General features: G+C 62.0%; 23 protein-coding genes. 7 read left to right on the top strand and 16 right to left on the bottom strand.

From position 1 onward, the window contains the following. Positions 1 to 11: 11 nt before the first annotated feature. From H4V96_RS19240 to H4V96_RS19250, 3 genes are read right to left on the bottom strand one after another with little or no spacing between them, the layout of a single operon-like run. On the bottom strand, positions 12 to 2588 hold the full coding sequence (locus H4V96_RS19240; RefSeq protein WP_196855069.1) for an EAL domain-containing protein: 2577 nt from the start codon (positions 2586 to 2588) through the stop codon (positions 12 to 14). After that, positions 2585 to 4615 (bottom strand): ATP-binding protein, encoded by a 2031-nt coding sequence (locus H4V96_RS19245; RefSeq protein ID WP_196854909.1) that lies wholly within the window; start codon positions 4613 to 4615, stop codon positions 2585 to 2587. The genes H4V96_RS19240 and H4V96_RS19245 overlap by 4 nt, the downstream gene beginning before the upstream one ends. A gap of 2 nt (positions 4616 to 4617) precedes the next feature. Beyond that, positions 4618 to 5235 carry a YfiR family protein gene (locus H4V96_RS19250; RefSeq protein ID WP_157998773.1) on the bottom strand — a complete coding sequence of 206 codons (618 nt, stop codon included), beginning with the start codon at positions 5233 to 5235 and terminating at the stop codon, positions 4618 to 4620. 224 nt (positions 5236 to 5459) lie between these two features. On the opposite strand from H4V96_RS19250, the gene H4V96_RS19255 reads away from it, so the two are divergent. From H4V96_RS19255 to H4V96_RS19270, 4 genes are all read left to right on the top strand, one after another. Beyond that, on the top strand, positions 5460 to 5942 hold the full coding sequence (locus H4V96_RS19255) for a CinA family protein (protein ID WP_010401591.1): 483 nt from the start codon (positions 5460 to 5462) through the stop codon (positions 5940 to 5942). A gap of 245 nt (positions 5943 to 6187) precedes the next feature. Next, positions 6188 to 6916: a hypothetical protein gene (locus H4V96_RS19260; RefSeq protein WP_196854908.1), complete on the top strand. Its 729-nt coding sequence runs from the start codon at positions 6188 to 6190 to the stop codon at positions 6914 to 6916. Next, a complete protein-coding gene (locus tag H4V96_RS19265; protein ID WP_196854907.1) occupies positions 6917 to 7306 on the top strand; it encodes a hypothetical protein in 390 nt (129 codons plus the stop codon). A 65-nt stretch (positions 7307 to 7371) separates the two neighbouring features. Next, positions 7372 to 10185: a pitrilysin family protein gene (locus H4V96_RS19270; protein ID WP_196854906.1), complete on the top strand. Its 2814-nt coding sequence runs from the start codon at positions 7372 to 7374 to the stop codon at positions 10183 to 10185. Between the two features lie 85 nt (positions 10186 to 10270). On the opposite strand, the gene H4V96_RS19275 is transcribed toward H4V96_RS19270, so the two are convergent. From H4V96_RS19275 to tcdA, 4 genes are all read right to left on the bottom strand, one after another. Further along, complete coding sequence (locus H4V96_RS19275) at positions 10271 to 10672, bottom strand: DUF2809 domain-containing protein (RefSeq protein WP_196854905.1); 402 nt, start codon at positions 10670 to 10672, stop codon at positions 10271 to 10273. Positions 10673 to 10847: 175 nt separating this feature from the next. After that, positions 10848 to 11780 (bottom strand): cysteine synthase A, encoded by a 933-nt coding sequence (cysK, locus tag H4V96_RS19280; RefSeq protein ID WP_196854904.1) that lies wholly within the window; start codon positions 11778 to 11780, stop codon positions 10848 to 10850. Between the two features lie 96 nt (positions 11781 to 11876). After that, a complete protein-coding gene (locus H4V96_RS19285) occupies positions 11877 to 12341 on the bottom strand; it encodes an FKBP-type peptidyl-prolyl cis-trans isomerase (protein WP_010401609.1) in 465 nt (154 codons plus the stop codon). A 204-nt stretch (positions 12342 to 12545) separates the two neighbouring features. Beyond that, positions 12546 to 13376, bottom strand: coding sequence for a tRNA cyclic N6-threonylcarbamoyladenosine(37) synthase TcdA (gene tcdA / locus H4V96_RS19290; RefSeq protein WP_196854903.1), 831 nt, complete (start codon positions 13374 to 13376; stop codon positions 12546 to 12548). Between the two features lie 141 nt (positions 13377 to 13517). Between tcdA and pdxH the strand changes: the two genes are divergently transcribed. The 3 genes from pdxH (at position 13518) to H4V96_RS19305 (ending at position 16689) form a co-directional block, all read left to right on the top strand. Beyond that, positions 13518 to 14723 carry a pyridoxamine 5'-phosphate oxidase gene (gene pdxH, locus H4V96_RS19295; RefSeq protein ID WP_196854902.1) on the top strand — a complete coding sequence of 402 codons (1206 nt, stop codon included), beginning with the start codon at positions 13518 to 13520 and terminating at the stop codon, positions 14721 to 14723. A 125-nt stretch (positions 14724 to 14848) separates the two neighbouring features. Further along, entirely contained in the window at positions 14849 to 16084 is a 1236-nt protein-coding gene (locus H4V96_RS19300) for a cyclopropane-fatty-acyl-phospholipid synthase family protein (RefSeq protein ID WP_196854901.1), read from the top strand. A 98-nt stretch (positions 16085 to 16182) separates the two neighbouring features. Then, the gene (locus H4V96_RS19305; protein WP_010401613.1) at positions 16183 to 16689 is read left to right on the top strand and encodes a flavin reductase family protein; all 507 of its coding nucleotides are present in this window, start codon (positions 16183 to 16185) and stop codon (positions 16687 to 16689) included. Positions 16690 to 16730: 41 nt separating this feature from the next. Here H4V96_RS19305 and H4V96_RS19310 read toward each other — a convergent pair whose 3' ends face one another. The 9 genes from H4V96_RS19310 to H4V96_RS19350 form a co-directional block, all read right to left on the bottom strand. Further along, positions 16731 to 17417, bottom strand: a complete 687-nt coding sequence (locus tag H4V96_RS19310; RefSeq protein WP_010401614.1) for an OmpW family outer membrane protein — start codon at positions 17415 to 17417, stop codon at positions 16731 to 16733. 106 nt (positions 17418 to 17523) lie between these two features. Next, positions 17524 to 18906, bottom strand: coding sequence for an SGNH/GDSL hydrolase family protein (locus H4V96_RS19315; protein WP_280721113.1), 1383 nt, complete (start codon positions 18904 to 18906; stop codon positions 17524 to 17526). 242 nt (positions 18907 to 19148) lie between these two features. Further along, entirely contained in the window at positions 19149 to 20177 is a 1029-nt protein-coding gene (locus tag H4V96_RS19320; RefSeq protein WP_196855068.1) for an L-threonylcarbamoyladenylate synthase, read from the bottom strand. Positions 20178 to 20179: 2 nt separating this feature from the next. Next, the gene (locus H4V96_RS19325) at positions 20180 to 21376 is read right to left on the bottom strand and encodes a 5-(carboxyamino)imidazole ribonucleotide synthase (protein ID WP_029496697.1); all 1197 of its coding nucleotides are present in this window, start codon (positions 21374 to 21376) and stop codon (positions 20180 to 20182) included. A 15-nt stretch (positions 21377 to 21391) separates the two neighbouring features. Then, a complete protein-coding gene (purE, locus tag H4V96_RS19330; RefSeq protein ID WP_196854898.1) occupies positions 21392 to 21898 on the bottom strand; it encodes a 5-(carboxyamino)imidazole ribonucleotide mutase in 507 nt (168 codons plus the stop codon). Position 21899: 1 nt separating this feature from the next. Continuing rightward, positions 21900 to 22793 carry a phosphoribosylaminoimidazolesuccinocarboxamide synthase gene (locus H4V96_RS19335; RefSeq protein WP_070346165.1) on the bottom strand — a complete coding sequence of 298 codons (894 nt, stop codon included), beginning with the start codon at positions 22791 to 22793 and terminating at the stop codon, positions 21900 to 21902. 117 nt (positions 22794 to 22910) lie between these two features. Continuing rightward, complete coding sequence (fba, locus tag H4V96_RS19340; protein ID WP_010401625.1) at positions 22911 to 23975, bottom strand: class II fructose-bisphosphate aldolase; 1065 nt, start codon at positions 23973 to 23975, stop codon at positions 22911 to 22913. Positions 23976 to 24054: 79 nt separating this feature from the next. Beyond that, the gene (pyk, locus tag H4V96_RS19345; protein ID WP_196854897.1) at positions 24055 to 25503 is read right to left on the bottom strand and encodes a pyruvate kinase; all 1449 of its coding nucleotides are present in this window, start codon (positions 25501 to 25503) and stop codon (positions 24055 to 24057) included. Between the two features lie 122 nt (positions 25504 to 25625). Continuing rightward, a complete protein-coding gene (locus H4V96_RS19350) occupies positions 25626 to 26837 on the bottom strand; it encodes a phosphoglycerate kinase (RefSeq protein WP_196854896.1) in 1212 nt (403 codons plus the stop codon). Positions 26838 to 26855: the final 18 nt, after the last annotated feature.

The following is a 26855-nucleotide window of genomic DNA, read 5'->3' on the forward strand; positions in this document are numbered from 1 at the left end:
AATTAAACCGGCTACCGCAGCGCCGCGCGCGCCAGCCCAGGCTGGTTCACCATCCAGTAGTGCTGGAAGGCCAGGCGGATGTTGTCGCGCAGCTCGGTGTCATCCCAGGGCTTGGTATAAAAACGGTAAATCGCACCACGGTTGATCGAGTCGAGCACCGCTTCGAAGCCCGTGTAGCTCGACAAGATGATGCGTATGGTTTCCGGATACAGTTCCTTGACCTTGCTCAAAAATTCCGTGCCGCTCATGCTGGGCATGCGCTGCTCGCAGACGATGACGTGCACGCGGTGCAGCGCCAGCATCTCGAAGCCCTCGCCTGGCGTGCTGGCCGTGAGGATCTGATATCCCTCAGGGCGGAGCAGGCGGTGCAGCGACGACAGCACGTTGACGTCATCGTCGACGATGAGCAGAGTTTGCGCCGGCTGCGCGGTGGGATCAAGACCGGGCGGCAGGCCGGCGCCGACAACAATCATCTGCCCCAGTTCCAGCGCGGGCAAGGCGCGGCTGAAATACAAGCCCTGGATCTCGTCGCAGCGGTTACGCCGCAGATATTCGAGCTGCGGGCGCGACTCAACGCCCTCGGCCACCACCCTCAGTTTCAGGCTATGCGCCATACTGACGATGGCCAGCGCGATGGCAGCGTCGTTCGGATTGCTGGTGATGTTGCGTACGAAGGCGATATCGATTTTCAGCTTGTCGATGGGGAAGCGCTGCAAGTACGCCAGGCTCGAGTAGCCGGTGCCGAAATCGTCGATCGCCACCTTGACGCCGATTTTCTTCAATTTCCCCAGTACGACGATGGTGTGTTCGGCACTCGACATCAGCGCCGTTTCCGTCAGTTCCAGCTCCAGCAGTTCAGGCGCCACGCCATACTGCGCCAACGCGCACGTCACCTCGCCTTCCAGGTCGCCTTCGGCAAACTGGCGGCTCGACACATTCACGGCCACGTGCACGGGCCCCACTTCGCTGTCGCGCCACTCGGCGATCTGGCGGCAGGCGGCCTGGATCACCCAGGCGCCCACGCGTACGATCAAGCCCGTATCTTCCAGCACCGGCACGAATTCGGCCGGCGCCACCAAGCCGTAGCCAGGGCGACGCCAGCGCAGCAGCGCTTCGACACCGCTGATGCCGCCCGTGCGCAAGTCCACCTTGGGCTGGTAGTACAGGATGAATTGTTCGTGTTCGATGGCATGGCGCAGCGCCAGTTCCAGGTCAAGGCGCACCAGCACCTGCACGTTCATGCCGGCCGTGAAAAAGCGGTAGCCGTCGCGCCCCGCCTGCTTGGCGCCGTCCATGGCCGTATTCGCGTATTTAATCAGCGTTTCCGGGTCGGTGGCGTCGGCCGGATACATGGCGATGCCGATGCTGGCCGTCAGGGTGGCTGCATGGCCGCGCAAGTCGAATGGTGCGCGCAAGGCTACACGCACCTGATTGGCCACGACCACGGCGTCCTGCTGGTTACGGCTCATGCTCAGGATCAACGCGAATTCGTCGTTGCCCAGGCGCCCCACCGTGTCGCGCAGGCGCACGCATTGAACCAGGCGGTTGCTGAACTGGCGCAGCAATTCGTCGCCCAGCGCCGCGCCCAGGGTATCGTTGATGCTCTTGAAACGGTCGAGTCCGATGCACAGCACCACGATGCGCCATCTTTTTTCCTGTGCCAGTTCGACGGCCTGGGCCAGCGCCTGGTAAAACAGGCTGCGGTTAGGCAACCCAGTCAAGCCATCGTAATGGGCCAGGTGCTTCAATCGCTCCTGCGCCTGGCGCCGCTCGCTGATGTCGCGCGCCACGGCAATCAGCAGCAGGCCACCGGGGCCCTGTCCGCCTGCCACGGGCGCTTGTACATACCAGTGCCAGCCCAGTTCCACGGGCACCAGGCTCAGGTCGCACCGCAGCAATTCGCACTCCGTCACTTCCATGGCCAGCTGGACCGGGCCGTCCGGCAGCGCGGTCAGGGGCGCCGATGGCGGCGACGGCAACAAGGTGCCGGGCGCCAGCGCCAGCAGCTCGCCGCGCGCATAGCCGAGCAGGCGGCACGCGCCGTCGTTGACGTCGACCAGGGTCATGCACAGCACATCGACCAGGAAGATGGCGTCGCTGGTGGCATCCATGGCGCCGCGAAAGCGCTGCAGCTCGGCAGTGCGCTGGCCCACCGTACGTTCGAGCAGCGTGTTGTAGTGATGCGCGGCGCGGTGCAGCAGCCGCACTTCGAGCATGTTGCGGATGCGCGTGAGCACTTCGAGCGCGTCGAACGGCTTGCTGATGAAGTCACGCGCGCCCGCTTCCAGCGCGGCCAGCTTGGCCTCAGGGTCGGCGGCGATCACCAGCACGGGCAGATAGCCTTCCAGCTCCAGCGGGCGCAGCGCATCCATCACGGCATAGCCGCTCATGGCAGGCATGACCAGGTCGAGAATGATCAGGTCAAACTGGTGGCGCTGGTGCAGGCCGACTACGGTGCGCGCATCGAGGGTGCTGGTAATGGCCGTATAACCACCGCTGCCGAGTAGATGCTCGAGCAGGCGTACATTGACTTCATGGTCGTCGACGATGAGAATTTTAGCCGCGTAAATATCGGCCTGGCTGATCATGGCGCCCACTTGCCTTGCCGCTGGCGCTGCTGCGCCACATAGGCCAGGGTACTGTTAATCGCCTCGGTAAATTCATCGAGGTTGATCGGCTTGGTAAGATAGCGGTAAAAGCCCAGCGCCATGCTGCGCTCCACATCGCCGGGCATGGCGTTGGCCGTCAAAGCGATGACAGGAATATGCGCCGTGCGCGGATCGGCGCGCAGTAGTTTCAACGCATCCGTGCCGTTCACATGCGGCAGGTTGATGTCCATTAAGATCAGCTGCGGCAAGTGACTGCGTGCCATCTCCACGCCCAGGCGGCCATCCCTGGCCGTCAGCAACTGCAATCGGGGGCAGTAGCGCACGATTTCCTCGACCAGGGTCAGGTTGGCGGGGTTGTCTTCCACATACAGCAAGGTGACGGGCGCGCTGTTCTCAAGCAAGGCGCCGGCCAGGTCAGGTCGCGACAAGGCCGGGGCCACGGGAATGGGCACGGCATCGACTATGCACAGCTCGATCCAGAAAGTGCTGCCATCGCCAAGCGTGCTCGACACGCCGATGCTGCCATCCATCAATTCCACCAGGCGCTTCGTCACTACCAGGCCAATGCCACTACCTTCTTCGGTGCCGCCCTCCTGCCCCAGCCGGTTGAAGGGCTGGAACAGCAGCGCCACCTGTTCTGCATTCAAGCCCAAGCCCGTGTCACGCACGCTGATGCGTACCCGTCCGCCGACCTGCGGCGCGCAATCGATGGTCACCTGCCCCTGCTCGCGGTTGTACTTGAGCGCATTCGACAGCAGGTTCAACAAAATCTGCTTGAGGCGGGTGCGGTCGGCCAGCACGTTGCAGGTGCAGGCATCGGGGAAGACCATGCCGATGCGGCGCTGGGTGGCCAGCGGCGCGATCATGTCGTGGCATTCCTGCAAGATGGCGTCCAGGCCCACAGGTTCGAGCGACAGGCTGAGCGTGCCCGACTCCACCTTCGCCAGGTCGAGGATTTCATTGATCAATGTCAACAAATGGCGTCCCGATTTAAGGATATGGCCGGCAAACTCCTTCTTTTGCTGCAGGGTCGACGGCAGGCGGTCGGAACTGAGGATTTGCGCGAAGCCCAGGATAGCGTTCAGCGGCGTGCGCAATTCATGGCTCATCGACGACAGGAACGCCGACTTGGCATAGTTGGCGCTGCGCGCCTCCTCCATCGCCATGGCCAGTTCCGCATTCGTCATTTCAAGCTGCATCGTGCGCTCGTGCACGCGCACTTCGAGCTCCTGATTCAGGCGCATGACTTCCCGCTGCGCCTGGGTGCGCTGCTCGCCTTCGCGCGCCAGTTCGCCGTTCGAGCGCTCCAGCGCATGCGTGCGCAGCTCGATCTCGGCCAGCATCTTGTTGAAGGAATCGACCAGCTGCGCCACTTCGTCGACGCTGAGCTTGCGCGCGCGGCGCGAGTAGTCGCCCGTCTCGATCACGACACGCGCCACATCAGCGATATCGAGGATGGGCTGCGTGATGACAAAATCGAGGCGACGCAGCAGCAACAAGGCCACCAGCAGCGCCAGCACCGTCACGCCCAGCGCCATGGCCAGATAGTCGGCCGTGCGGCCGGCAAGCTCATAATCGGCACGCAGATAGACGGTGCCCAGCAGTTCGCCATTGTCAACGATGGCCCTGAACAGTTCCAGCGAGCTGCCCTGAATGGTTTCGCCTTCCTTGCCCGCCTTGTCTGGCAGCTCGCCCACGCGCTCATTCGCGCGGTAGCTGGCAAACAGACTGCCATCGGCCTTGTAGAGGGCGCCGGCCGTCACGCGCGGACGGATGCGCATCAGGTTGAGGTTTTCCAGCGCCAAGCGCTCGTCATCGAAGGTCAGCGCGGCCGAACTCATGTGCCCCAGCAACTCGGCCTGGGTACTGATATCGGTCACCAGGTTGCGGTGGTAGGCGCGCAAGTCATAGACGACGATGGTGGCCAGCGAAATGACGAGCGCCACCAGGGTCGTCAGCAAGACTACCGACATCAGTTTGTGACGAATGGAACGCAGCCTGATCATGCTTATGCGCCCCCCGTCTGCACGCGGTACGCAGCGAGCAGCATGCGCGCACTGATGCGGATATGCGCCTGCGCCACCGGTTTCAGGGCCACGTCGAAGCGCACCTTGTCTTCGGCCATCACGAAATTGATCATGCTGCCCATCGCATAGACCTCTTCCGAATCGGAGACCGTCAGTAACGCCAGGCCACGGCTAGCGGCCAGCATCTCGTGCAGTATCGCCTTGTCGAGCACGCCCAGGTACAGCACGTGCAGCCCGGCCAGCGTTTCGCCGCGGCGTACCTTTTTTACCTGCACGGCGCGACCATTGACGCTGTGCCCGGCCACGCTCTGTTCGAGCTGCTCGGCCAGCGCATCGGCGCCCGCCACGCCAATCACCAACGCAGAGTCTGGCCGCAAAAAACTGCCGTCCGGCCACTCGACATAACCGGCAAACCTATACAGGTACGCGGCCTTGACTTGGCGTTCCAGTTCGCCCTGCATCTGCGCCAGCGCATCGGCGCATAGCAGGCTAAGGAGCAGCAATAGCCAGCCCCAGCGCAGAGGGTGGCGCTCTGCGCCGCGCAAGGGGCGACGCAGGGCGCCAGAATGACGCCACCAGGAACAGTTCAGAATTGCCATGACAACCGAGTAAAGATAATGCGTACGAAGGCGCGGCACCATGCCGCGTACCTATTCGGGCGATGCGCACCAGGGTGGCGCAGCGACAGAGCGCCCGTCATCCCGAAGTGGTAGCAAATGTATAAAAGAGTGTACGCATTTTCGCTGTTAAAGGGGAAACTTTCTTTTACCGGCGGTCATGCTACAGTCTTGCCACCCTTCCACATCGCATGCAGGAGTCCTCCATGAGCAACGCACTCGTTCCCCTCTCTAACGCAGTCGGCCTGGCCTTGCAGGCCAAGGGCCTGCTGCTGGCCACGGCCGAATCGTGCACGGGCGGCGGCGTGGCGCAGGCCGTCACCGACATCGCCGGTTCGAGCGCCTGGTTCGAACGGGGCTTCGTCACCTATTCCAATGCGGCCAAGAGCAGCATGCTGGGCGTGCCCGCCGAGCTGATCGCCGTACACGGTGCCGTCAGCGAGGAAGTGGCCGCCGCCATGGCACAAGGCAGCTTGGCCCACAGCAATGCCCAGGTCGCCATCTCGACCACGGGCATTGCTGGACCCACGGGCGGCGTGCCGGGCAAGCCTGTCGGCACCGTCTGCTTTGGCTGGGCCGTGGACGGGCGCGTACAGACGCAGCGCAAGGTGTTTGCAGGCGACCGCCAGGCCGTGCGCGAGCAGGCGGTAGCGCACGCCCTGCAAGAACTGCTACGCTTTCTTGACTGAGCTCGGCGCTGCAGGCTTTCTCGAGACAGGACAATGGCACTGCATCCTGGTTCATACTATCGGGGGAGATTTTTCACACAAAACTTGCTCTATATCAATGGTATCCTGACTGGCATCATCAGCAGATCGCTGTTGCGCGTGGCATCGTTGCAAACGATGGCGCGCAACATGCCAGTGGTGGCCTGACGCGCGCCGCTGTCACGGATCTTTGATAGTCACTGACGCAACAACTTGGAGTAGTCGCAATGCAAAACACGGTACATTTCATCCTGCAGGGCAAGGGCGGCATTGGCAAGACCCTGGTATCGACCCTGCTGGCCCAGTGGCTAAACGGCAAGGACGACCTGCCTTTGCGCTGCTATGACACCGATCAGGAAAACGCCACGTTCTCGCGCTACAAGGCGATGCAGGTCAAGCATGTGCCGGTGATGACGGATGCGCGCAACATCGACCCGAAACGCTTTGACGCGCTGATGATCGACATCCTCGAAACAGACGGCAACTGCGTGATCGACAATGGCGCAAATACCTTTTCACCGCTGATGGGCTATCTGCTGGAAAACGACTGCTTCTCGCTGCTCGAAGAATCGGGCCGCAAGGTCTACATCCACACCATCGTCGGTGGTGGCGATACCCTGCACGACACGGCCACGGGCTTTGTTGCCACGGCGCAAGCGACGAAAGTGCCACTGGTGCTGTGGCAAAACGAACACTTCGGCCTGCTGCAATCGGCATCCGGCAAGCAGTTTGTCGAATCGCAGTCGTATGCCGACAACCGCGCGCGCGTCAGGGGCAGCATTACCTTGAGCCAGCGCAATCCCGACACCTTTGGCGCGGATATCAAGAAAATGAACACGGCCCGCCTGACGATGCAGGAAGTGCTGCAAAACGATAAGTTCAACATCATGGAAAAGCAGCGCATCAAGGTGGTCTACCGCGACATCTTCGAACAACTCGACAAGGTGCAATGGTAGATGGACCAGCATAAACTGCGCAGCCACGTGTTCGACAAGACGGGCATCAAGATCGACGTTGACGACCCGATATTCGCCCTGGTGGCGCTGAACGAAGCGGTGCTGGCGGAAACCGTCGAGCGCCAGCTGGCCCTGCTGGACGCTGCCACGCAAGCGCTGGCGGCGCAGGCACGCGCGGCGGGCGGCTTGCCGCCCTTGCCAGCGGCGGCCATGGCCCAGCCGACAGCCGAATTGGAATTGCCCGTGTCCGCGCCCGTGTCTGCGCCATCGCCAGCCGGGCCGGCCGGCTTCACGCCGCGCGAATGGCGCCTGCTGGGCGCGGCCGCCATCGTCTCCCTCGCCTGTGCGCTGCTGGTACTGGGCGGCGCGGCCCTGCTGTATAAACCCTAGCACCATCACTGCGCCAGCGACGCGCATGCCGCAGCGTCTCCCCTCACCTTCGCCTGGAAACATGCATGAAACCGATCAAACTGTTGGCCATTCCCGCCCTGATGCTGTCGCTGTACGGCACCCCGCTCAGCCTCGCCCAGGCCGCCGCTGCGGCCGTCGCGACGCCAGCGACGACCGTGCCAAATGTTGCCTACGAAAAATACACGCTGCCGAATGGCCTCGATGTGATCCTCGTGGAAGAGCATAAATTGCCCGTCACGGCTGTCAATATCTGGTACCACGTGGGGCCGGCCAATGAAGCGCCCGGCCTGACGGGCTTTGCGCATTTGTTTGAACACATGATGTTTGCCGCCACCAAGCATGTGCCACGCGGCATGGCCGATCAGTTGCTCGAAGGGGCAGGCGCCACCGATTCGAACGGCAGCACCGATTTCGACCGCACCAATTATTTCGACACGGTACCGTCGAACCAGCTGGAACTGGCCCTGTGGGCCCATTCCGACCGCATGGGCTATCTGCTGGACGTGCTCGACCAGACGGCGCTGACCAACCAGCAAGACGTGGTGCGCAACGAGCGCCGCCAGAGCGTGGAAAACGCGCCCTACGGCATCGTGCAGGAAGCCCTGTACCACCAGCTGTTCCCCAAGACCCACCCGTATTACGCCAGCGTCATCGGTACGCATGCGGACATCCAAAACGCCAAACTGGCCGACATCAAGGAATTCTTTAGCAACTACTATGGCCCCAACAACGCCAGCCTGGTGATCGCCGGCAACATCGACAAAGCGAAAACCAAGGAACTGGTCAACAAATACTTTGGCAGCTTCAAGAGCGGCCCGGCCGTGGCCAAGCCCGCTGTGGTGACGCCGCCCATCACGCAGGAACGCCGCCTCGTGGTGCAAGACCGGGTCGAGCTAGCGCGCGTCTTCATGGCCTGGCTGACGCCGTCCGCCTACGCCAAGGATGATGCGGAACTGTCGATGGCGGCGCACATCCTGGCCGGCGGCAAGTCCAGCCGCCTGTACAAGTCCTTGGTGTACGACAAGCAGATCGCGCAGGACGTGGGCGCCAACCAAAGCTCGAACGCCCTCACCTCCGTGTTTAGCATCGACGTGACGGCCCGCCCCGGCCACCTGCCCGAGGAAATCGAGCAAGCCATGCAAACGGAACTGGAGCAATTGCGCACCCAAGGGCCTGACGAGAAGGAAATCGAGCGGGCCCGCAACAGCATCGAGACCGCCATGCTGAGCCAGGTGGAAAAAGTGGGCGGCCGCGCCAACATGATGAATCAGTACAACCAGTACCTGGGCGACCCGGGCTACTTGGCCAAGGATATCGAACGCTACCGCCAGGTGACGGCGGCCGGCGTGCAGCGCGCCGTCGACACCTATCTGAAAAACCAGTCGCGCGTGGTCGTGTATGGCGTGCCCGGCACGCCGGACCTGGGCGCGGAAGTGCCGACGCCGGCACCGGGCAAGGTCAAGGCGGCGCCAGGCACGGCCATCAATGCGGACCAAGCATGGCGCCGAGCCGTGCCGAAGGCGGGTCCGGCGCCGAAGATTGTGCTGCCGCAAGCGACGTCCTTCACCCTGAGCAATGGCTTGACGGTGATCCACCATTACAACCCGGCCGTGCCGCTGGTGGCGAGCCAGTTGGTCATCAAAAGCGGCTCGGGTGCCAACCCGCTGGCGCAGCCGGGCTTGTCTGGCTTTACAGCGCAATTGCTGCAGGAAGGCACGGCCACGCGCAGCGCGCCGCAGATCGCCGATGATGTGGCGCAACTGGGCGCTTTCCTGGGCACCGGTTCCGACGCAGATGCCTCGTTCGCCCAGCTGACGTCGCTGAAGACCACCTTCCCGCAAGCGCTAGACGTGCTGGCCGACGTGGTACTGCACCCGCAATTCCCCTCAGCCGAAGTGGAGCGCCAGCGCGCCAGCCGCATCGGCGAACTGGCACAGCAGCGCGAAAACGCGGCGGCCGTGGCGGCCCGCGTGGAAGCGGCAGCCCTGTATGGCCCGCAACATCCGTACGGCACCACCGAGCTGGGCACGGAAGCGGCCCTGACAGCGACCAGCGGCGCCGACTTGCAAGCGTTCTGGCAGCAGCATTACGTGCCCAATAATGCGGCCCTGATCGTCTCGGGCGATATCGGCGCTGCCGAATTGAAGGCGCTGGCCGAAGCCAAGTTCGGCAGCTGGAAGGCGGGCCCGGTGGCGCCGTCCGTGACGGCGGCGCCGGTCACGACGAAAGCCCGCCTGATCCTGGTCGACAAGCCGGGCGCGCCGCAAACGGCCATGCGCATATCGAGCATCGGCGTGGCCCGCACGACGCCCGACTATGCGCCGCTGCAAGTGATGAACGCGGCGCTGGGCGGCTTGTTTACCAGCCGGCTCAGTAATAAGCTGCGCGAAGAGAAGGGCTACACCTATGGCGTGCATTCGCAATTCGAGTACCGCAGCGAGCCGGGGCCGTTCTCGATTGCCGCCGGCGTACGCACCGACGTGACGGGCCCGGCCGTGTCGGAAACCTTCAAGGAAATCCGCGCCATGATCGCCCAGCCCCTGACGGCCAAGGAATTGTCGAATGCGCGCAATTCGCAGGTGCTGTCGCTGCCGGGCCAGTTCGAGACGAATGCCAGCATCAGCGCCAGCCTGGCCAACGCGTATATCTACGGCCTCGGCCTCGACTACTATGCGACCTTGCCGCAGCGCTTTGCGGGGGTGACGGGCAAGCAGGTGCAGCAGGTGGCGAAGAAATACCTGCAGCCGGAAAAGCTGATCGTCATCGGCGTGGGCGACAAGGCGAAGATCGCGCCGCAATTGTCCAAGCTGAAACTGGCGCCGGTGCAATTGCGCGATGCTGAAGGTAACGTCAAATGATATTTATGGGGCTAGTCCTGTCAGGGGAATGTGTCCCAATGGGACGCATGCCGATTCCGAAGGAACTGGCCCCACATATCAAAGCTTAGCGGCGCTTGAACAGCGCCGCTTTATCGACCAGTGCAGCAATCGCCACACCGGCCGTGTAGGCGATCAGGTCGACCCAGCCAAAGGTGGAGCCCAGCACCAGGTGGCCCAGCGGATGCGCGCGCAGCTCGACGATCCAAGGCGCCTGGACCAACTGGCCAAATTCGACGCCAAAGCAGATCAGCAGACAATACAGCGCCAGCTGCCACGTGCGCATGCGCGTGGCGATGGCGCCGAGCGCAAAGACGATCATCATGGCCCACAGGGCGTCGCCCGGATACTTGCCGAGGGCGGCAGGAAGCAATTGGGGATAGGCGCGCGAGGCCAGGCCCAGCGCAATGACAGCCACGGTTGCGCCCACCTGCAGCAGGCGGCGGCGTTCAGGTTTTACCAGGAACATATTTCCATTCAAAGGCACAATACAGGCCGAACCATTACGGCCCAGTATGGCGGTATTGTACTGCGCCTGCCGCGTCTGCCTCGCGCATATTTCGCCGGGGTAAATTCAAGCGCTCCCCTGCGGCAGCGCCGGTGAGGCGCGACCACCTGCGCAGCCGCGCCCGACAGGCCGACACTCAGTCGCCCAAGCCCGCATACAGCGCCGTACTCAGGTAACGCTCGCCAAACGACGCGATGATGGTGACGATGGTCTTGCCCGCGTTTTCCGGACGGCGCGCCACTTGCAGCGCGGCCCATAGGGCGGCGCCCGACGAGATGCCGACCAGCAAGCCTTCATCGCTGGCGGCCAGGCGCGCGGTGGCGAACGCGTCGTCGCTCTTGACGCAAATGATTTCATCGTAGATGGCGGTGTTCAACACATGCGGCACGAAACCGGCGCCGATGCCCTGGATCGGGTGCGGCCCTTTCGTGCCTTTCGACAGCATCGGCGACGCTTCCGGTTCCACGGCAATCACTTGCAGGCCAGGCTTGCGTTCCTTGAGCGCTTCGCCGATACCGGTAATCGTGCCGCCCGTGCCGACGCCGGCGATAACGATGTCGACTTGTCCATCCGTATCGCGCCAGATTTCCTCGGCTGTCGTGACGCGGTGGATGGCGGGATTGGCGGGATTGTTAAATTGCTGCAGCATCAGGTAGCGCGGATCGGCTGCCACCATCTCTTCGGCCGTACGGATGGCGCCCAGCATGCCTTCGCTGCCGGGTGTGAGCACCAGCTCGGCGCCATAGGCGCGCAGCAAGATGCGCCGTTCGCGGCTCATGGTATCGGGCATGACGAGGGTGCAGCGGTAGCCGCGCGCGGCGCAGACCATGGCCAGCGCAATGCCCGTGTTGCCGCTCGTGGGTTCGACGATGATGGTATCGGGATGGATCTTGCCGGCCGCTTCTGCCGCGACGATCATGGCCAGGCCGATGCGGTCCTTGACGCTGTGCGCGGGATTATAGAATTCGAGTTTGGCCAGGATGGTGGCAACGCTGCCGGCGGCGATGCGATTGATGCGCACCAGAGGGGTGTTGCCGATCAGTTCAGTGACGTCATTGGCGATGTTCATGGAAGCAGTCTCCGCTATTTCAAGATACTGCAGTCTACCGCGTTTCAAAGCGCTGATGGCGGCAGCGCGTGCATGCGCCGCCGCCAAACTGCATAATTACTTAACGTCCAGTAATTCCACATCGAAGATCAGTGCCGAGTTCGGCGGAATGTCGCCATTGCCGGCGCCACGCGGACCATAGGCCATGTCGCCTGGAATGATCAAGGTGCGCTTGCCGCCTACTTTCATGCCAGCCACGCCCTGGTCCCAGCCCTTGATGACCATGCCCTTGCCGAGCGGAAAATCAAACGGGCCACGGCCCACGGAGCTGTCGAACTTCTTGCCGCGCGAATCTTTCGCCAGGGGACGGTACAGCCAGCCCGTATAGTGCACGGTGACGTTACTGCCAGCGGAGGCTTCCTTGCCCGTGCCGACTTTATTGTCGATCAGAATCAATTTATCGGCGACGGGGCCGGGGCTCAGCGATACGGCGGCGGCGGGAACAGGCGCTGGCGCCTGTGCCTGCGCCAGCGACGCGGCGACGGAGCAGATCAGGGCAAACAAAACGGAGCTACGCGTCATGATGTCTTCTTTCAGTGAGTTTCAGTGGTATCCCTGCGCCAGCCAACCGGCAGGGAAAGCCAATCATAGCAAACCGTTGCAGCGATAGGAAAAACTTGTCGCCCGCTACACACTGTCCCCGCCTGTGTTGCGCGCTCTGGCCCGATGCGGGTGGACTCGCTGAACAGCAGCGACGACTCGCCCATCCTGGCCCGCCGAACTGACTTAGGCAGCCTCTGGCACTGACACTGGCATGGGCAGCGCGGCAGGCTTGTCCTGGCGCAAGCTTTTCAGCGCATGTGCAGCGGCCACCATGCCGAAGCTGGCCGTCACCACCACGCTGGAGCCGAAGCCGGCGCAATTGAGGCCCGTCACGCCGACGGGCGTGCCATCGATGGCGCACGCTTCGGCGCTCTCGGGCGTGCTCAACGGTTCCATGGAAAACACGGCGTCGACATTGAATTTGTTTTTCAGGCCACGCGGAAAACCATATTCGGTGCGCAACAGTTTTCGTACACGCTTGAGTAGCGGTTCCTGCTCAGTTTTCGCCAGGTCGCGCACGGCGATCAGGGTCGGGTCCGTCTGCCCGCCCGCGCTGCCGATGGTCAGCATGGGCAACTGGCGCGCGCGGCAATAGGCGATCACGGCCGCCTTCGCCTTGGCATTGTCGATGGCGTCGACCAGGTAGTCGAAATCGCGCCCGCCCAGCAACTGTTGCAAATTATCGGGGGTAATAAAATCTTCGATCTGCGTGACTTGGCAAAATGGGTTGATCAGTTCGATGCGTTCGGCCAGGGCCGTGATCTTGGCCTTGCCGATGGTGTCGCTCATGGCCTGGATCTGGCGATTGATATTTGATTCGGCAACATTATCGAGGTCGATCAGGGTCAGGCGGCCGATGGCGCTGCGCGCCAGCGCTTCGACGATCCAGGAACCGACGCCGCCCACGCCGATCACACACACATGGGCGGCGCGAAAGCGTGCCAACGCCGGGGCGCCATACAGGCGGGCAATGCCGCCGAAACGCCGTTCAAAATCGATTTCGGTCAAGTCCATGGAAGTTAGTTCATTGGTGGAAGTATGCATGGCACCATTTTAACGGACACTGCGCCTGCAGATATTCTAAAATAGCCCAATAGATACAGCGACCAGGCATTTGTCGTCGCGTCCCCACACCGCCCACCACGAGAACACGCCATGACCTCTCCCCTGTTCGACTCCGTTCCCGGCTTTGACCAGCCCATCGCCGTGCTCAAGCATTGCCACGACAAGATCCGCAAGCAGTTGACGACCCTGCAAAACCTGCTGGGCCACCTGGCGCAGCACGGCAACACGACAGAGGCGCAGCAGGCTGCCAAGGCGGTGTTGCAATATTTCAATAAAGCCGCACATGTGCACCACGACGACGAAGAGCAAGACTTGATGCCCATGCTGCAGGCGACGGCTAGCGGCGACGACGCAGCGCTGCTGGCGACCCTGGTGCCGGAAATCCTCGCCGACCACCAGCGCATGGACCAGTCCTGGCTGACCCTGCGCCCGGAACTGGACGCCATCGCGACCGGCATGGGCACGCAACTGTCCACCGATGCAGTACGCGATTTCGATGCCGCCTACCAGGCCCACATGGTCAAGGAAGAGAGCCAGCTGGCGCCCATGGCCAAGCGCCTGTTCAGCGCGCAACAGATGGCGCAGCTGGGCACGGCGATGCAGCGCCGCCGCGGCATCGCGCCCGATGCGCCCGCAGCAGTCGAGCCAGACGCAGCAGCGGTGCTGGCGGCCATGCGCACCGATTACGCCCAGTCCAGTCTGAACGAGACGGATGTGCTGGCAGATCCCATCGCCATGTTCCAGAAATGGTTTGCCGAGGCCGTCAAGGCCCAGGTGATGGAACCGAACGCCATGAGCCTGGCAACCGTCAGTGCTGACGGCAAGCCCAGCTCGCGCATCGTGCTGATCAAGCAGTTCGACGCACGCGGCTTTACCTGGTACACGAATTACGACAGCGACAAGGGCCAGCATCTGGCACACAAGCCGCATGCCGCGCTGCTGTTCTTTTGGGGCGAGCTGGAGCGGCAAGTACGCATCGAAGGCACGGTGGTGAAAACCACGGCGGCCGAGAGCGACGAATATTTCAATGTGCGTCCCCTGCAAAGCCGCTTGTCGGCCATTGCCTCGCAGCAAAGCGCCCCCATCGCCGACCGTGCCGCGCTGGAAAGCAATTACGAGGCTGTCGCCGCTGCTGTCGGCGACGCCCAGCCGCCACGCCCGGCCCACTGGGGTGGCTACCGTTTGCAGCCGGAACGCATCGAATTCTGGCAGGGACGCCGTTCGCGCTTCCACGACCGCATCGTGTTTACGCGTGGTGCTTACGGCCAATGGAGCATGCAGCGTTTGCAACCGTAAGCGCGCATCTAGGCAGCGCAAAGCAAGCGACTACTTATCGGTGTAGGGTAGGAGGCTGGAAGTGACTAAATAACATAGTTTCTCAATTTGCGGCCCCAACTGGGGCCGCCTCATTGGAGGCGATCTTGTTTATACAAAACCAACTCAAGTCCTGGATCGCCAGCATCGGCAGCAAGACCGCCTTGCCGCTGCGCATAGAATTGTGGAATGGCCAGCATGTTGATCTGTCCAGCGAAACGCCGCGCGTCACGATTCGGCTGCCGACCGTCGCCTCGGCCCGCTATCTGCTGAACCCGTCGCTGGCCAATCTGGGCTCGGCCTATGTGGAAGGCAATATCGAAGTCATGGGCAAGGCGCAGGACATGATTTCCATCTGCAATGCGCTGGCGCGCCATACCCTGAAAGCGCAAGGCAAGCTGGCGCGCATTGTGCGCAGCTTCAGGCACGACAAGCGCCAAGATGCCGAGGCCATCCGCTACCACTACGATGTATCGAATGGCTTCTACCAGCAATTCCTCGACCCCGCCCTCGTGTATTCCTGCGCCTATTTCGAACACGGCGATGAAACCCTGGCGCAGGCGCAAGTCAAGAAGATCGAGCATATCCTGAAGAAAATCCAGCTGCAGCCGGGCCAGAGCCTGCTCGACATCGGCTGCGGCTGGGGCGCGCTGGTGATTCGCGCTGCGCAGCAATATGGCGCCCGCTGCGTGGGCGTGACGCTGTCGGAAAACCAGTACGCGCTGGCGCGCGAGCGCGTGGCGGCGGCGGGCCTGGCGCACCTGATAGACATCCGCCTGCAAGACTACCGCGACGTCACGGGTCAGTTCGACCGCATCAGCAGCGTGGGCATGTTCGAGCACGTGGGCCTCAAACACTTAGCCGACTACTTTGCCATCATCAACAAGCTGCTGGCGCCCGATGGCATGGCGATGAATCACGGCATCACTTCCACCGACCCGGAAAATGGGGAAACGCCATACGGCGGTGGCGAATTCATCGAAAAGTATGTGTTTCCACACGGTGAGCTGGCGCACATCGGCAATGTGCTCAACACCATGCAGCAGGGAGGGCTGGAAGTGCTGGACGTGGAAAACCTGCGCCGCCACTATGCGCGTACCTGCGCCCTGTGGACGGAGAATTTCGAAGCCAACGCCGAACAGATCCGCCTGTTGGCGGGCGAGCGGCGCTTCCGCATCTGGCATGTCTACCTGGCTGGCTGCGCCTATGCCTTCGAGCAAGATTTGATCAGCCTGTACCAGATCGTTTGCGTGAAGGCGGGACGGCATTCCTCCAGCCTGCCCTGGTCGCGCCACTACATGTATGCGCAGGATGCCAGGCTGGCACGCGTGTTCACGCCCTGACAGGCGCACCACTTGCGCCGCAAATGAGGGCATACTGGCCACGCTTGCACTGGCATCGCCGATCTTTGGCATAATGTCAGCAAACAGACAGGTCAACCATGAACACTAGCTTTCCCCGCGCACCAGCGCAAGAATTCGATACGGCACATTTCCGCCAGGCGCTGTCACAGTTTGCCACCGGCGTGACGGTCATTACGACGCGTCTGGCCGATGGCAGTTTTCGCGGCTTGACGGCCAGCTCCTTCAATTCCGTCTCGCTGTCGCCGCCCCTGGTGCTGTGGAGCCTGGGCTGCGAGGCGAACAGCATGCCCATCTTCAGCGGCAACTCGCATTACGTCATCAATGTGCTGAGCGCCGACCAGGCGGAACTGGCTATGCGCTTTTCACGGCGCACGCCGAATCCCTTCGACGACGTCGAATATGAACTGTCGCGCACGGGCCTGCCCATCCTGAAAGGTGTGTCGGCCTGGTTCGAATGCCACAACCGCAGCCGTTATCCGGAAGGCGACCACGTCATTTTCGTGGGCGAAGTGGAACAATGCGCATTTGCCGCGCAGTCGCCCTTGATCTATCACAATGGAAAGTTCAATACACCGCCAGCCTGAGCAGCGGAACAAAAAAAATCCGCCGAGGCGGATTTTTTGTCTTACAGGGTAAAGTTGTACCCGATGCTGATACTCACGGCAACCGGGTCAAGCTTGATGTCCTGCGTCTGCCCCGTCGAGAATTTCGCCTTGGTTTTGAGGTAAGTCTTGACCACGGCCACGTCGGCAAACCAGCGCTCGTTGAAAGCGAGCGTGCTGCCGATCACCAGGCTGCCAGTCAACTTGTTGTCCATGCGATAGGTCACTGGTTTTCCACCCGGATCGAGCAAGGCCGTCATCTGGCCCGAGCCTGTTTCTTTTTGGAAATATGCATACGTCAAGCCCGCGCCCACGTAGGGGCGGATCATCGCATTGGGCTGGAAGAAACGGTACTGGATGAAGGCCGTCGGCGGCAACACTTCCGACGTCCCCAGCTTGCCCGTACCTTTGATCGAACCATCGCCCATCAGGTCATGCTTGTAGGGCACGCCCAGGATCATTTCAGCGGAAATATTGTCCGTGAGCATGTAGGCAAAGGTCAGGATAGGCTTGGTATCGGCCTTGACGTCGGCCTTGGTGCCCGGCAGTGCCGGTGCAGAAATGTCACCACTATCGACATGTGGCGTGATCTTGTTGATGCCAGCCTTGGCCATCCAGGTGCCTGCACTTTGCGCCGAAGCACCCGTCGCCATGGCCATCGCGGCGGCGGCGGCCAGCACGCGTACAGCGGTATTGAAACGATTGTTCATCTTGTCTCCTGATCATTATGTGCGGATAGCTGAGCATCTCAGCTATCCAGTCTTGTCACTGGCAGCGCCAGCCACGCCGCGCGGACGCAGCCGACGCCGCCATTCTTTACAGCCAGCCCCGCACGACCATGTCCTTGGCCACATAACGCGCCAGCAACAGGTTATTGAACGGCGTAGGGTGCACATCGTCGGCATACGAGTAATGGCTGACGTCGCCCGCTTTCAGGTTCGTGCCATTGCAGGCCAGCGAGCTTTCCAGGAAATTCTTCGCCGGCGTCAGGTCGCACGCCGTCTCGCGGACGTTGGTCAAGCCATACGGGCCGGGATTGGTGCCCTGGTCATTGCTGACTTTAAACACGTCGACCAGCAAGACTTTCGCATTGCCGCCCAGACCGGTGCTAAGTTCGCCATTGAAGGCGCTGACCATGGCATTGATGAGCGCCTTGGTATTGGCATCCTTGCTCAAGCCCGATGGCGTGCCAGCCACGTCAGGCAGGTTGTTGAGCACCACATAGTTGGCGCCCTTGGCGATGATCTGCTCTTTCACCAGCACCACCAGATCGCTGCCCGCTTGTTTCAATGCAGCAATCAGCAACGGCCCCTGGGCGGCAGCGTAATCGGCACCGGCCTTGGCGCCGGCAGCATTGCCCGTCACCGTCGCATCGGCTTGTGCCTTGGCGGCGGCAGCGGCGGCCAGCGATGGGGCATTCGTATTGCCGGCCACAACGGCCGCTTGCACGGCGGCACCGACGATGGTCGTCGATGTCGCACCAGGCGCAGCGCTGGCCGCTTTGATGGCGGCACCGATGTCAACAGCGGCCGTGGCAGGATTGGTGGCGCCGGCCGCCAGGGCCAGTGCCAGGTTGGTGGCGAAGGCTTGTGCGCCCGCAGCCGCGCCTGCAGCCGCACCAGCGGCCTTCGCCCCTGCCTGCAATACGCCGAGCTGGTACAGCACGTCGTTACCACCGGCCATCACGAAAACGGCTTCCGTGCCGCTGAACTTGCCACCGGAAATAGCCAGGTGATTCTCGATCTGCTTCACCACGGGCACGGTCAGGGCACCCAGCGTGCTGCCTGTCAACTTATTGTTCGGGCCAACCGGGTTCGTCACGCGCGAACCGCCCATCGCATAGCCAAAGCAGCCGGCATGCTTGACGCGCGGGGCAGCCAGTGTCGGTATGCTGCTTTCCAGCCCCGTTTCGGCAGCGCATGGTGCAGGCAAGCCCAATTGCGCGGCCAGGTGCTCGGTCCAGTTCTTGCCCGTCAATTCAGGATTGATCTTGGTATTGTCACCATTGATGGTGAATTTGCCGCCACCGGCGGCGGCCACGCCTGCAACGGCATACGAACCGACGTCGGACAGGCTGTCGCCGAACGACACCTGCGCCGTGTATTTGACTTTCAAGGTTTGATCACCGCCGGTGGCGCCACCGCAACCTGCCAGGATAGCCGCAGCCAGCACGGCCAACGCGAATTTTGTTTGATGCATTTTGTCTCCTCGGTCTTTTTTCTGGTTTCTAAACGAACGGGCGTGCTATTCGCTACCCAGCTAATATGCCATCGTTCTTCAGGCTTGTATAGAAAATATGTTATAAAAATCAACGAAATAACAACACTGCCAGCGCCCTGGCACGACAGGGCACGCGCCTGAATTATGGAGGATTTAAGATGTTTTGTGGCAAGCATCTCTATTGCGCTGCATCAAGAAAAAGCCCCTTGCGGGGCTTTTCATTATGCGCACAGAAACTGCTGCAAGATACCGCTTGAGCCGAACGCGGCACGCCGCAATCGGTCATTCACGCCCAACCACTCGGGGCCGGTGGGCGGTGCTTCGACGAGTATCAGCTCGGCGCCGACCTGGTCCATCGTGCGCAACGAGGCATACAGCGCATGTGCGTAATTTTCCGGGGTCGCGGCCAACAGCACGCTGGCGCTGGCCGGCGGCAGATCCGAGTAATGAATCAGGGCTACACGGCGCCCATCATTGAGCAAGCGGTTCAAGGTGGCGCGCACAGCGTCGCTATGCTGCATCGCAACAGGAGTGTGTGGCGCGTAGTGCGATTCCAGGGTACCCGAGGCACGCGGTGCGGCCGCATCGGCGATGGCCGGTGCGCGGCCTATGACGGCGGCGATCTGCGCGCTGCTGATATGGCCGGGACGCAACAGCACGGGACCGTGCGTGCGCAGGCGCGACAGGTCGATGATGGTCGACTCAATGCCGACCTCGCTCTGGCCACCATCGAGGACCAGGCCCAGCAAGCCGCTGCCCAGTTCCGCCGGGAATTCATCGCGCACGTGCTGCGCCGTGGTGGGACTGACATTGCCAAATTTGTTTGCCGACGGTGCCGCCAGGCCACCCTTGCCGCCCTTGAAGCTGCGTAGCAGGGCGATCGCCACCGGATGCGACGGGCAGCGCAGGCCTACCGTATCCTGGCCGCCAGAGACGGCATCGGGAATATGTGCGGCGCGCTTGACAATCAGGGTCAGCGGACCGGGCCAGAAGGCGGCCACCAGCTGTTCTGCTTCGACTGGGATGTCATCGGACCAGTGCCCCAAGTCGGCGCCAGGCGCCACGTGCACGATCACCGGGTGGTCCGATGGACGGCCCTTGGCTTCGTAAATGCGCGCCACGGCGACCGGGTTTTGCGCATCGGCGCCCAGACCGTACACGGTTTCCGTCGGGAACGCGACAAGGCCGCCCGCTTCCAGCACGTCAGCGGCCGTCGCGATGGCGGTCATATCGAAGTCTTGTGCAGGCATGCTCACGGTACGATTCCCAGGATCAGGCAAGCGTCGTGCAGGCGCTGCTGCGCCTGCGGCAAGCTGGCGGCGATGAAGGTCAGGTGCCCCATCTTGCGCCCAGGGCGCGGATCATCCTTGCCATACAGGTGCAAACAGGCACCCGGCAACGCCAGTACCTGATCCCACGCCGGTTCGCAGGCGACATCGCTGCCGGCAGCAAACCAGGCGTCACCGAGAATATTGAGCATCACGGCCGGCGAATGCTGGCGCACGTCGCCCAGCGGCAAGCGCGCCATGGCGCGCACCTGCTGGGCGAACTGGCTGGTGGCACAGGCATCCATCGTGTAATGGCCACTGTTATGCGGGCGTGGCGCCATTTCATTGACGACCAGGCTGCCATCGTCGAGCACGAAAAATTCGATGCACAGCACGCCGACGTAGCCAAGTTCGGCAACCATGGCTTGCGCCGCCCGCTGCGCTTTGGCGGCGCAATCGTCCGATACGTTCGGGCCCGGCACGGTGGTAGTAAACAGCACGCCGTCGCGGTGCACGTTTTCGGCGATCGGATACACGACTGACTGCCCGTCCACGCCGCGCGCCGTGAGTACCGACACTTCATAGGCCAGCGGCAGCATCTTTTCCAACAAGCAAGTTACCTCGCCCATTTCGGCAAACGCGGCGCGCACCTCGTCGCGCGTGCGCACGCGGAACTGGCCCTTGCCGTCATAGCCCATGCGCACGGTTTTCAGTATGCCCGGCAGCAAATCGTCGACTATGCGGTCGATATCGTGCTGCGTGGCAATCACCATGTGCGGCGCTGGCAGCACGCCCGATTTGGCTGCGCAGTCGACAAAGAAACGTTTTTCCGCGATACGGTCTTGCGCCACCGACACGCCATGCGCATTCGGCGCCACGAAGACGTGGCCAGCCAGGCGCGACAGGCTGTCGGCCGGCACGTTTTCGAATTCGGTGGTCACGGCCAGGCATTGCGCAGCGAGGGCGTCGAGACCGGCCGCATCGCTGTAACCGGCATTGATCAGGCGCTGCGCCACCTGCCCCGCAGGGCAAGCTTCAGACGGTTCCAGCACGGCAACCTGATAACCCATGCCTTGTGCGGCCTGGGCAAACATGCGGCCGAGCTGGCCGCCGCCCATCACGCCCAGCCACGCCGGTGGATTGGCGGCGGGCAACAATGGGGAAGTCGATTTACTATTCATTATTTTTCAAACACATTAATCAGGCAAGACCATGGCCTTGGCGGCGGCCGTTTGCGTGGCACGGAAGGCTTCCAGCTGGTCGGCCAGGGCGTCGTCATTGGCGGCAAGCATGGCCACCGCTGTCAGTGCCGCATTTGCCGCGCCCGCTTCGCCGATGGCGAAAGTGGCCACCGGCACGCCCTTGGGCATTTGCAGGATGGATAGCATGGAATCTTCGCCGCGCAAGTATTTCGATGGCACGGGCACGCCCAGCACGGGCACGATGGTCATCGCCGCCACCATGCCAGGCAGGTGGGCGGCGCCGCCGGCGCCGGCGACGATGGCACGCAAGCCGCGTGCGCGCGCGCTTTTCGCGTACGCATACATTTCGTCGGGCATGCGGTGCGCGGAAATGACTTGCGCTTCGTATGGCACGCCAAACTGTTTCAGGATGGCAACCGCATTTTGCATCACGTCCCAGTCCGAGGACGAGCCCATGATGACGCCGACCAGCGGCTTGGCGTTCAACTTTTGCTCACTCATCTCAGGCCTTCAGCTTCTCGCCCGTCAGGCGTTCGATAGCTTCGAAATACTTGGCCTGGGTTTTTTCGATGACGTCGGCCGGCAGCGCAGGCGCCGGCGCGGTCTTGCCCCATGTCAACGTTTCCAGGTAGTCGCGCACGAACTGCTTGTCGAACGACGGCGGCGAGATGCCAGGCTGATAAGAATCGGCGGGCCAGAAGCGCGACGAATCGGCCGTCAGCACTTCATCCATCAAATGCATGACGCCATTATCGTCGAGGCCGAATTCGAATTTGGTGTCGGCGATGATGATGCCGCGCGTGGCAGCGTACTCGGCGGCAGCCTGGTACAGGGCGATGGCCACGTCACGCATCTTGGCGGCCAGGTCAGCGCCGATGCGCTGTTCCATGTCCGCAAAGCTGATATTTTCGTCATGCTCGCCCAGTTCGGCCTTGGCCGCCGGGGTGAAGATCGGCTGCGGCAGTTTTTCCGCCTGTTGCAGGCCCGCTGGCAGCGCGATACCGCAAATGCTGCCCGTGTCCTGGTAATCTTTCCAGCCCGAGCCGATGATGTAGCCGCGCACGACGGCCTCGACCATGATGGGTTTCAAGCGCTTGGCCACCACGGCGCGGCCCCTGACTTGCTCCACTTCCTCGGGCGCCACCACGGATTCAGGCGCCACGCCAGTGAGGTGGTTCGGCACGATGTGGCCCAGTTTTTCGAACCAGAAGTCGCTCATTTGGTTGAGCACCTTGCCCTTGCCGGGGATAGGCTCGTTCATGACGACATCGAAGGCCGACAGACGGTCCGTGGTGACGATCAGGATCTTGTCGTCGCCAACGGCGTAGTTGTCGCGGACCTTGCCGTGGCCCAGCAATGGCAGGGAATGGATGGAAGTCTGATAGAGGCTGTTCATAGCGGGGGAATAGTTGGATGATACAAAACCGGCAAGCAGGGGATGCCTGCCGGTCGAGAAAATCGGGCACCAGGACGCGCTGTATGCGCATGCCTGCTGCCCGTTCCAGACAGAATTTTACTTCACAATTTGCGACAGCTCGCCGGCCTTGTAGCGCTCGGCCATTTTTTCCATCGTGATGACCTTGATTTTCGAGGCCTGGCCTTCGCAGCCGAATGCCTGCATGCGCGCGCGCACGATCTGCTCGGCAGCAGTGCGGGCTGGCTTGAGGAAGTCGCGCGGATCGAATTTCGACGGATTTTCAAACAAATACTTGCGGATTGCGGCCGTCATCGCCAGGCGGATATCGGTGTCGATGTTGATCTTGCGCACGCCGTGACGGATGCCTTCCTGGATTTCTTCGACTGGCACGCCGTAGGTTTCCTTCATGTCGCCGCCGAATTCGCGGATGATGGCCAGCAATTCCTGCGGTACCGACGAGGAGCCATGCATCACCAGATGGGTGTTCGGGATACGCGCGTGGATTTCCTTGATGCGGTCGATGGCCAGGATATCGCCAGTCGGCTTGCGCGTGAATTTATACGCGCCGTGCGAGGTGCCGATGGCGATCGCCAAGGCGTCGCACTGGGTGCGCTGCACGAAATCGGCTGCTTGCGCCACGTCCGTCAGCAATTGCTCGCGCGTCATGGTGCCGTCGGCGCCGTGACCGTCTTCCTTGTCGCCCTTCATGGTTTCCAGCGAACCGAGCACGCCCAGTTCCGCTTCCACCGTCACGCCGATGGCGTGCGAGAATTTCACCACTTCACGCGATACTTCCACGTTGTACTCGTACGAGGCGACCGACTTGCCGTCCGCTTCCAGCGAGCCGTCCATCATCACGGAGGTGAAGCCCGAACGGATGGCAGCCATGCAGACGGCCGGCGACTGGCCGTGGTCCTGGTGCATGACGACAGGAATGTGCGGATACGCTTCGACGGCGGCGTCGATCAGGTGACGCAGGAAGGCTTCACCGGCGTACTTGCGCGCGCCAGCAGACGCTTGCATGATCACCGGGCTGTTGAGCGCATCGGCGGCAGCCATGATGGCTTGCACTTGCTCCAGGTTATTGACGTTGAAAGCAGGAATGCCATAACCGTTTTCGGCGGCATGGTCCAGCAGTTGACGCATGGATACGAGAGACATGGTAATACTCCAGAGAACAATAGAAACTGTTGCGGCGCTTCGCAGTCCATGACCGCGCCGGCGCCTGAATTCGGGGGCCTTATTCCAATTCGCCGACTGTGACGATTTTCAGGGCATTCGTACCGCCCACCTGCCCCATCGGCTCGCCCCAGGTGACGACGATCATGTCGCCCTTCTTGACGATACCCTGCGCTACCAGCAGCTCTTCGGCTTGCTTCAGCACTTGCGCGCTGGGGGCATTTTGCATCAGATGATACGCGCGCACATTGCGGTACAGCGCCGCTTTACGCAGGGTTGTCACACTCGGCGTCAGCGCATAGATCGGCGTGTCGATGCTGTGACGGCTCATCCACAGGGCGGTGGAACCCGATTCCGTCAGCGCCACGATGGCTTTCACGCGCAAGTGATGCGCCGTAAACAGGGCGCCATACGCGATCGACTGGTCGATGCGGGTAAACGTGACGTTGAGGAAATCGGCATCGAGCTTGTTGTATTCGGACTGTTCCGCCTCGACGCAGATGGCGGCCATCATTTCCACCGTTTCGATCGGGTACTTGCCCGAGGCCGTCTCGGCCGACGTCATGACGGCATCCGTGCCGTCGAGCACGGCATTGGCCACGTCGGACACTTCGGCCCGCGTGGGCACGGCGTTGACGATCATCGATTCCATCATCTGCGTGGCAGTAATGGCCAGCTTGTTCGACGCGCGCGCCATCTTGATCATGCGTTTTTGCAGGGCCGGCACGGCCGCATTGCCCACCTCGACCGCCAGGTCGCCACGCGCCACCATGATGCCGTCCGAGGCATCGAGGATTTCCTGCAAGGCTGGAATGGCTTCCGCCCGCTCGATCTTGGCGATCATCATCGGCTTGTGGTGGTACGCTTCGCCCGCGATATTGGCCAGCTGGCGCGCCATTTCCATGTCGGTCGCGCATTTCGGGAAGGAAATGGCCAAGTAGTCGGCCTGGAAACTCATGGCCGTCTTGATGTCTTCCATATCCTTCGCCGTCAGTGCGGGCGCGGACAGGCCACCACCCTGGCGGTTGATGCCCTTGTTGTTCGACAATTCGCCACCGATCTTGACGGTGGTATGGATTTCACTGCCCTGAATGCGCTCGACGATCAGCACGATGAGGCCATCGTTGAGCAGCAGCACATCGCCCTTGTGCAGGTCACGCGGCAGGGCCTTGTAATCGAGGCCCACGCGTTCCTGGTTGCCTAGTTCGCCATTCTCGCCCCACTTGGCGTCGAGGATGAAGCGCTGGCCCGCTTCGAGCTCGATGCGGGTATTTTCAAACTTGCCGACGCGAATCTTCGGCCCTTGCGTGTCGGCCATGATGGCCACTTCGCGGCCGCATTCAAGCGCCGCCTGACGCACCAGCGCGGCGCGGTCGATATGGTCTTGCGCCTTGCCGTGGGAAAAATTCAAACGCACCACGTCGACACCCGCACGTATCATCTTCACCAAAATAGCGAAGTCGGTGGAGGCAGGGCCGATGGTTGCTACGATTTTTGTACCACGTGGCATAGGAGTCCTTTTGCGCCAACAAGACGCTAGCTGAGCAAGACCTGGCAGCGACGCCGCCCGGCAAGGTAAAAGCGCAGCGATCAGGCTGCGCTTGCTACTGAACTGCTGACGACGGCTAAAAATTAAGCAGCGCGCTGCAGGAGAATGTCCACGGCGGGCAAAGTCTTGCCTTCCAGGAACTCCAGGAAAGCACCGCCGCCCGTCGAGATATAGCTGATTTTATCGGTGATGTCATACTTGGCAATCGCCGCCAGGGTGTCGCCACCGCCAGCGATCGAGAATGCTTTCGATTCGGCAATCGCCAGCGCCAAGGTCTTGGTGCCGTTGCCGAACTGGTCAAATTCGAACACGCCCACGGGGCCGTTCCACACGATGGTGCCGGCAGCGGCAATCTGCTGTGCCAGCAGGGCCGCCGTTTTCGGGCCGATATCGAGGATCATGTCGTCGTCAGCCACATCGGCCACGTCCTTGACGGTCGCGCCAGCGGTTGGCGAAAATTCCTTGGCGCACACGACGTCGACAGGAATCGGCACTTGCGCGCCGCGCTTGGCCATGATCTCGATGATGGCTTTGGCTTCTTCCACGAGTTCCGCTTCCACCAGCGACTTGCCGACATTCAAGCCAACGGCCTTCATGAAGGTGTTGGCGATGCCGCCGCCGACGATCAGATTATCGACCTTGTCGGACAAGGCTTTCAGGATGGTCAGCTTGCTCGATACTTTCGAACCGGCAACAATGGCCAGCAAAGGGCGGGCCGGCGCGTGCAAGGCTTTCCCCAGCGCATCGAGTTCGGCGGCCAGCAGCGGACCGGCGCAGGCGACAGGCGCGAACTTGGCGATGCCGTGCGTGGATGCTTCGGCGCGGTGGGCCGTGCCGAACGCGTCATTGACATAAATATCGCACAGCTTGGCCATTTTTTGCGCCAGCACATCGCTGTTTTTCTTTTCGCCCTGGTTGACGCGCACGTTTTCCAGCATGACCACTTGGCCATTGGACAGGTTTTCCAGGCCGGCGCCATCGGTCCAGTTTTGCTTCAGTACAACTTCTTGACCCAGCAGCTCGGACAGGCGGGCCGCCACCGGCGCCAGGCTGTCGGCCGGCTTGAACTCGCCTTCCGTCGGACGGCCCAGGTGCGACGTCACCATGACGGCTGCGCCAGCGTCGAGCGCAGCGCGGATGGCCGGCACCGAGGCGCGGATGCGCGTATCTTCGGTGATCTTGCCACTCTCATCTTGCGGGACGTTCAGGTCGGCGCGGATAAACACGCGCTTGCCTTGCAGTGCATTTTGGGCGATCAAATCTTGCAGACGGATGAAGTTGAGAACAGCTGACATGGCGATCCAGATGACGAG

The organism is Janthinobacterium sp. CG_23.4 (genome assembly GCF_029892305.1).
GTDB lineage: Bacteria > Pseudomonadota > Gammaproteobacteria > Burkholderiales > Burkholderiaceae_D > Janthinobacterium > Janthinobacterium lividum_D.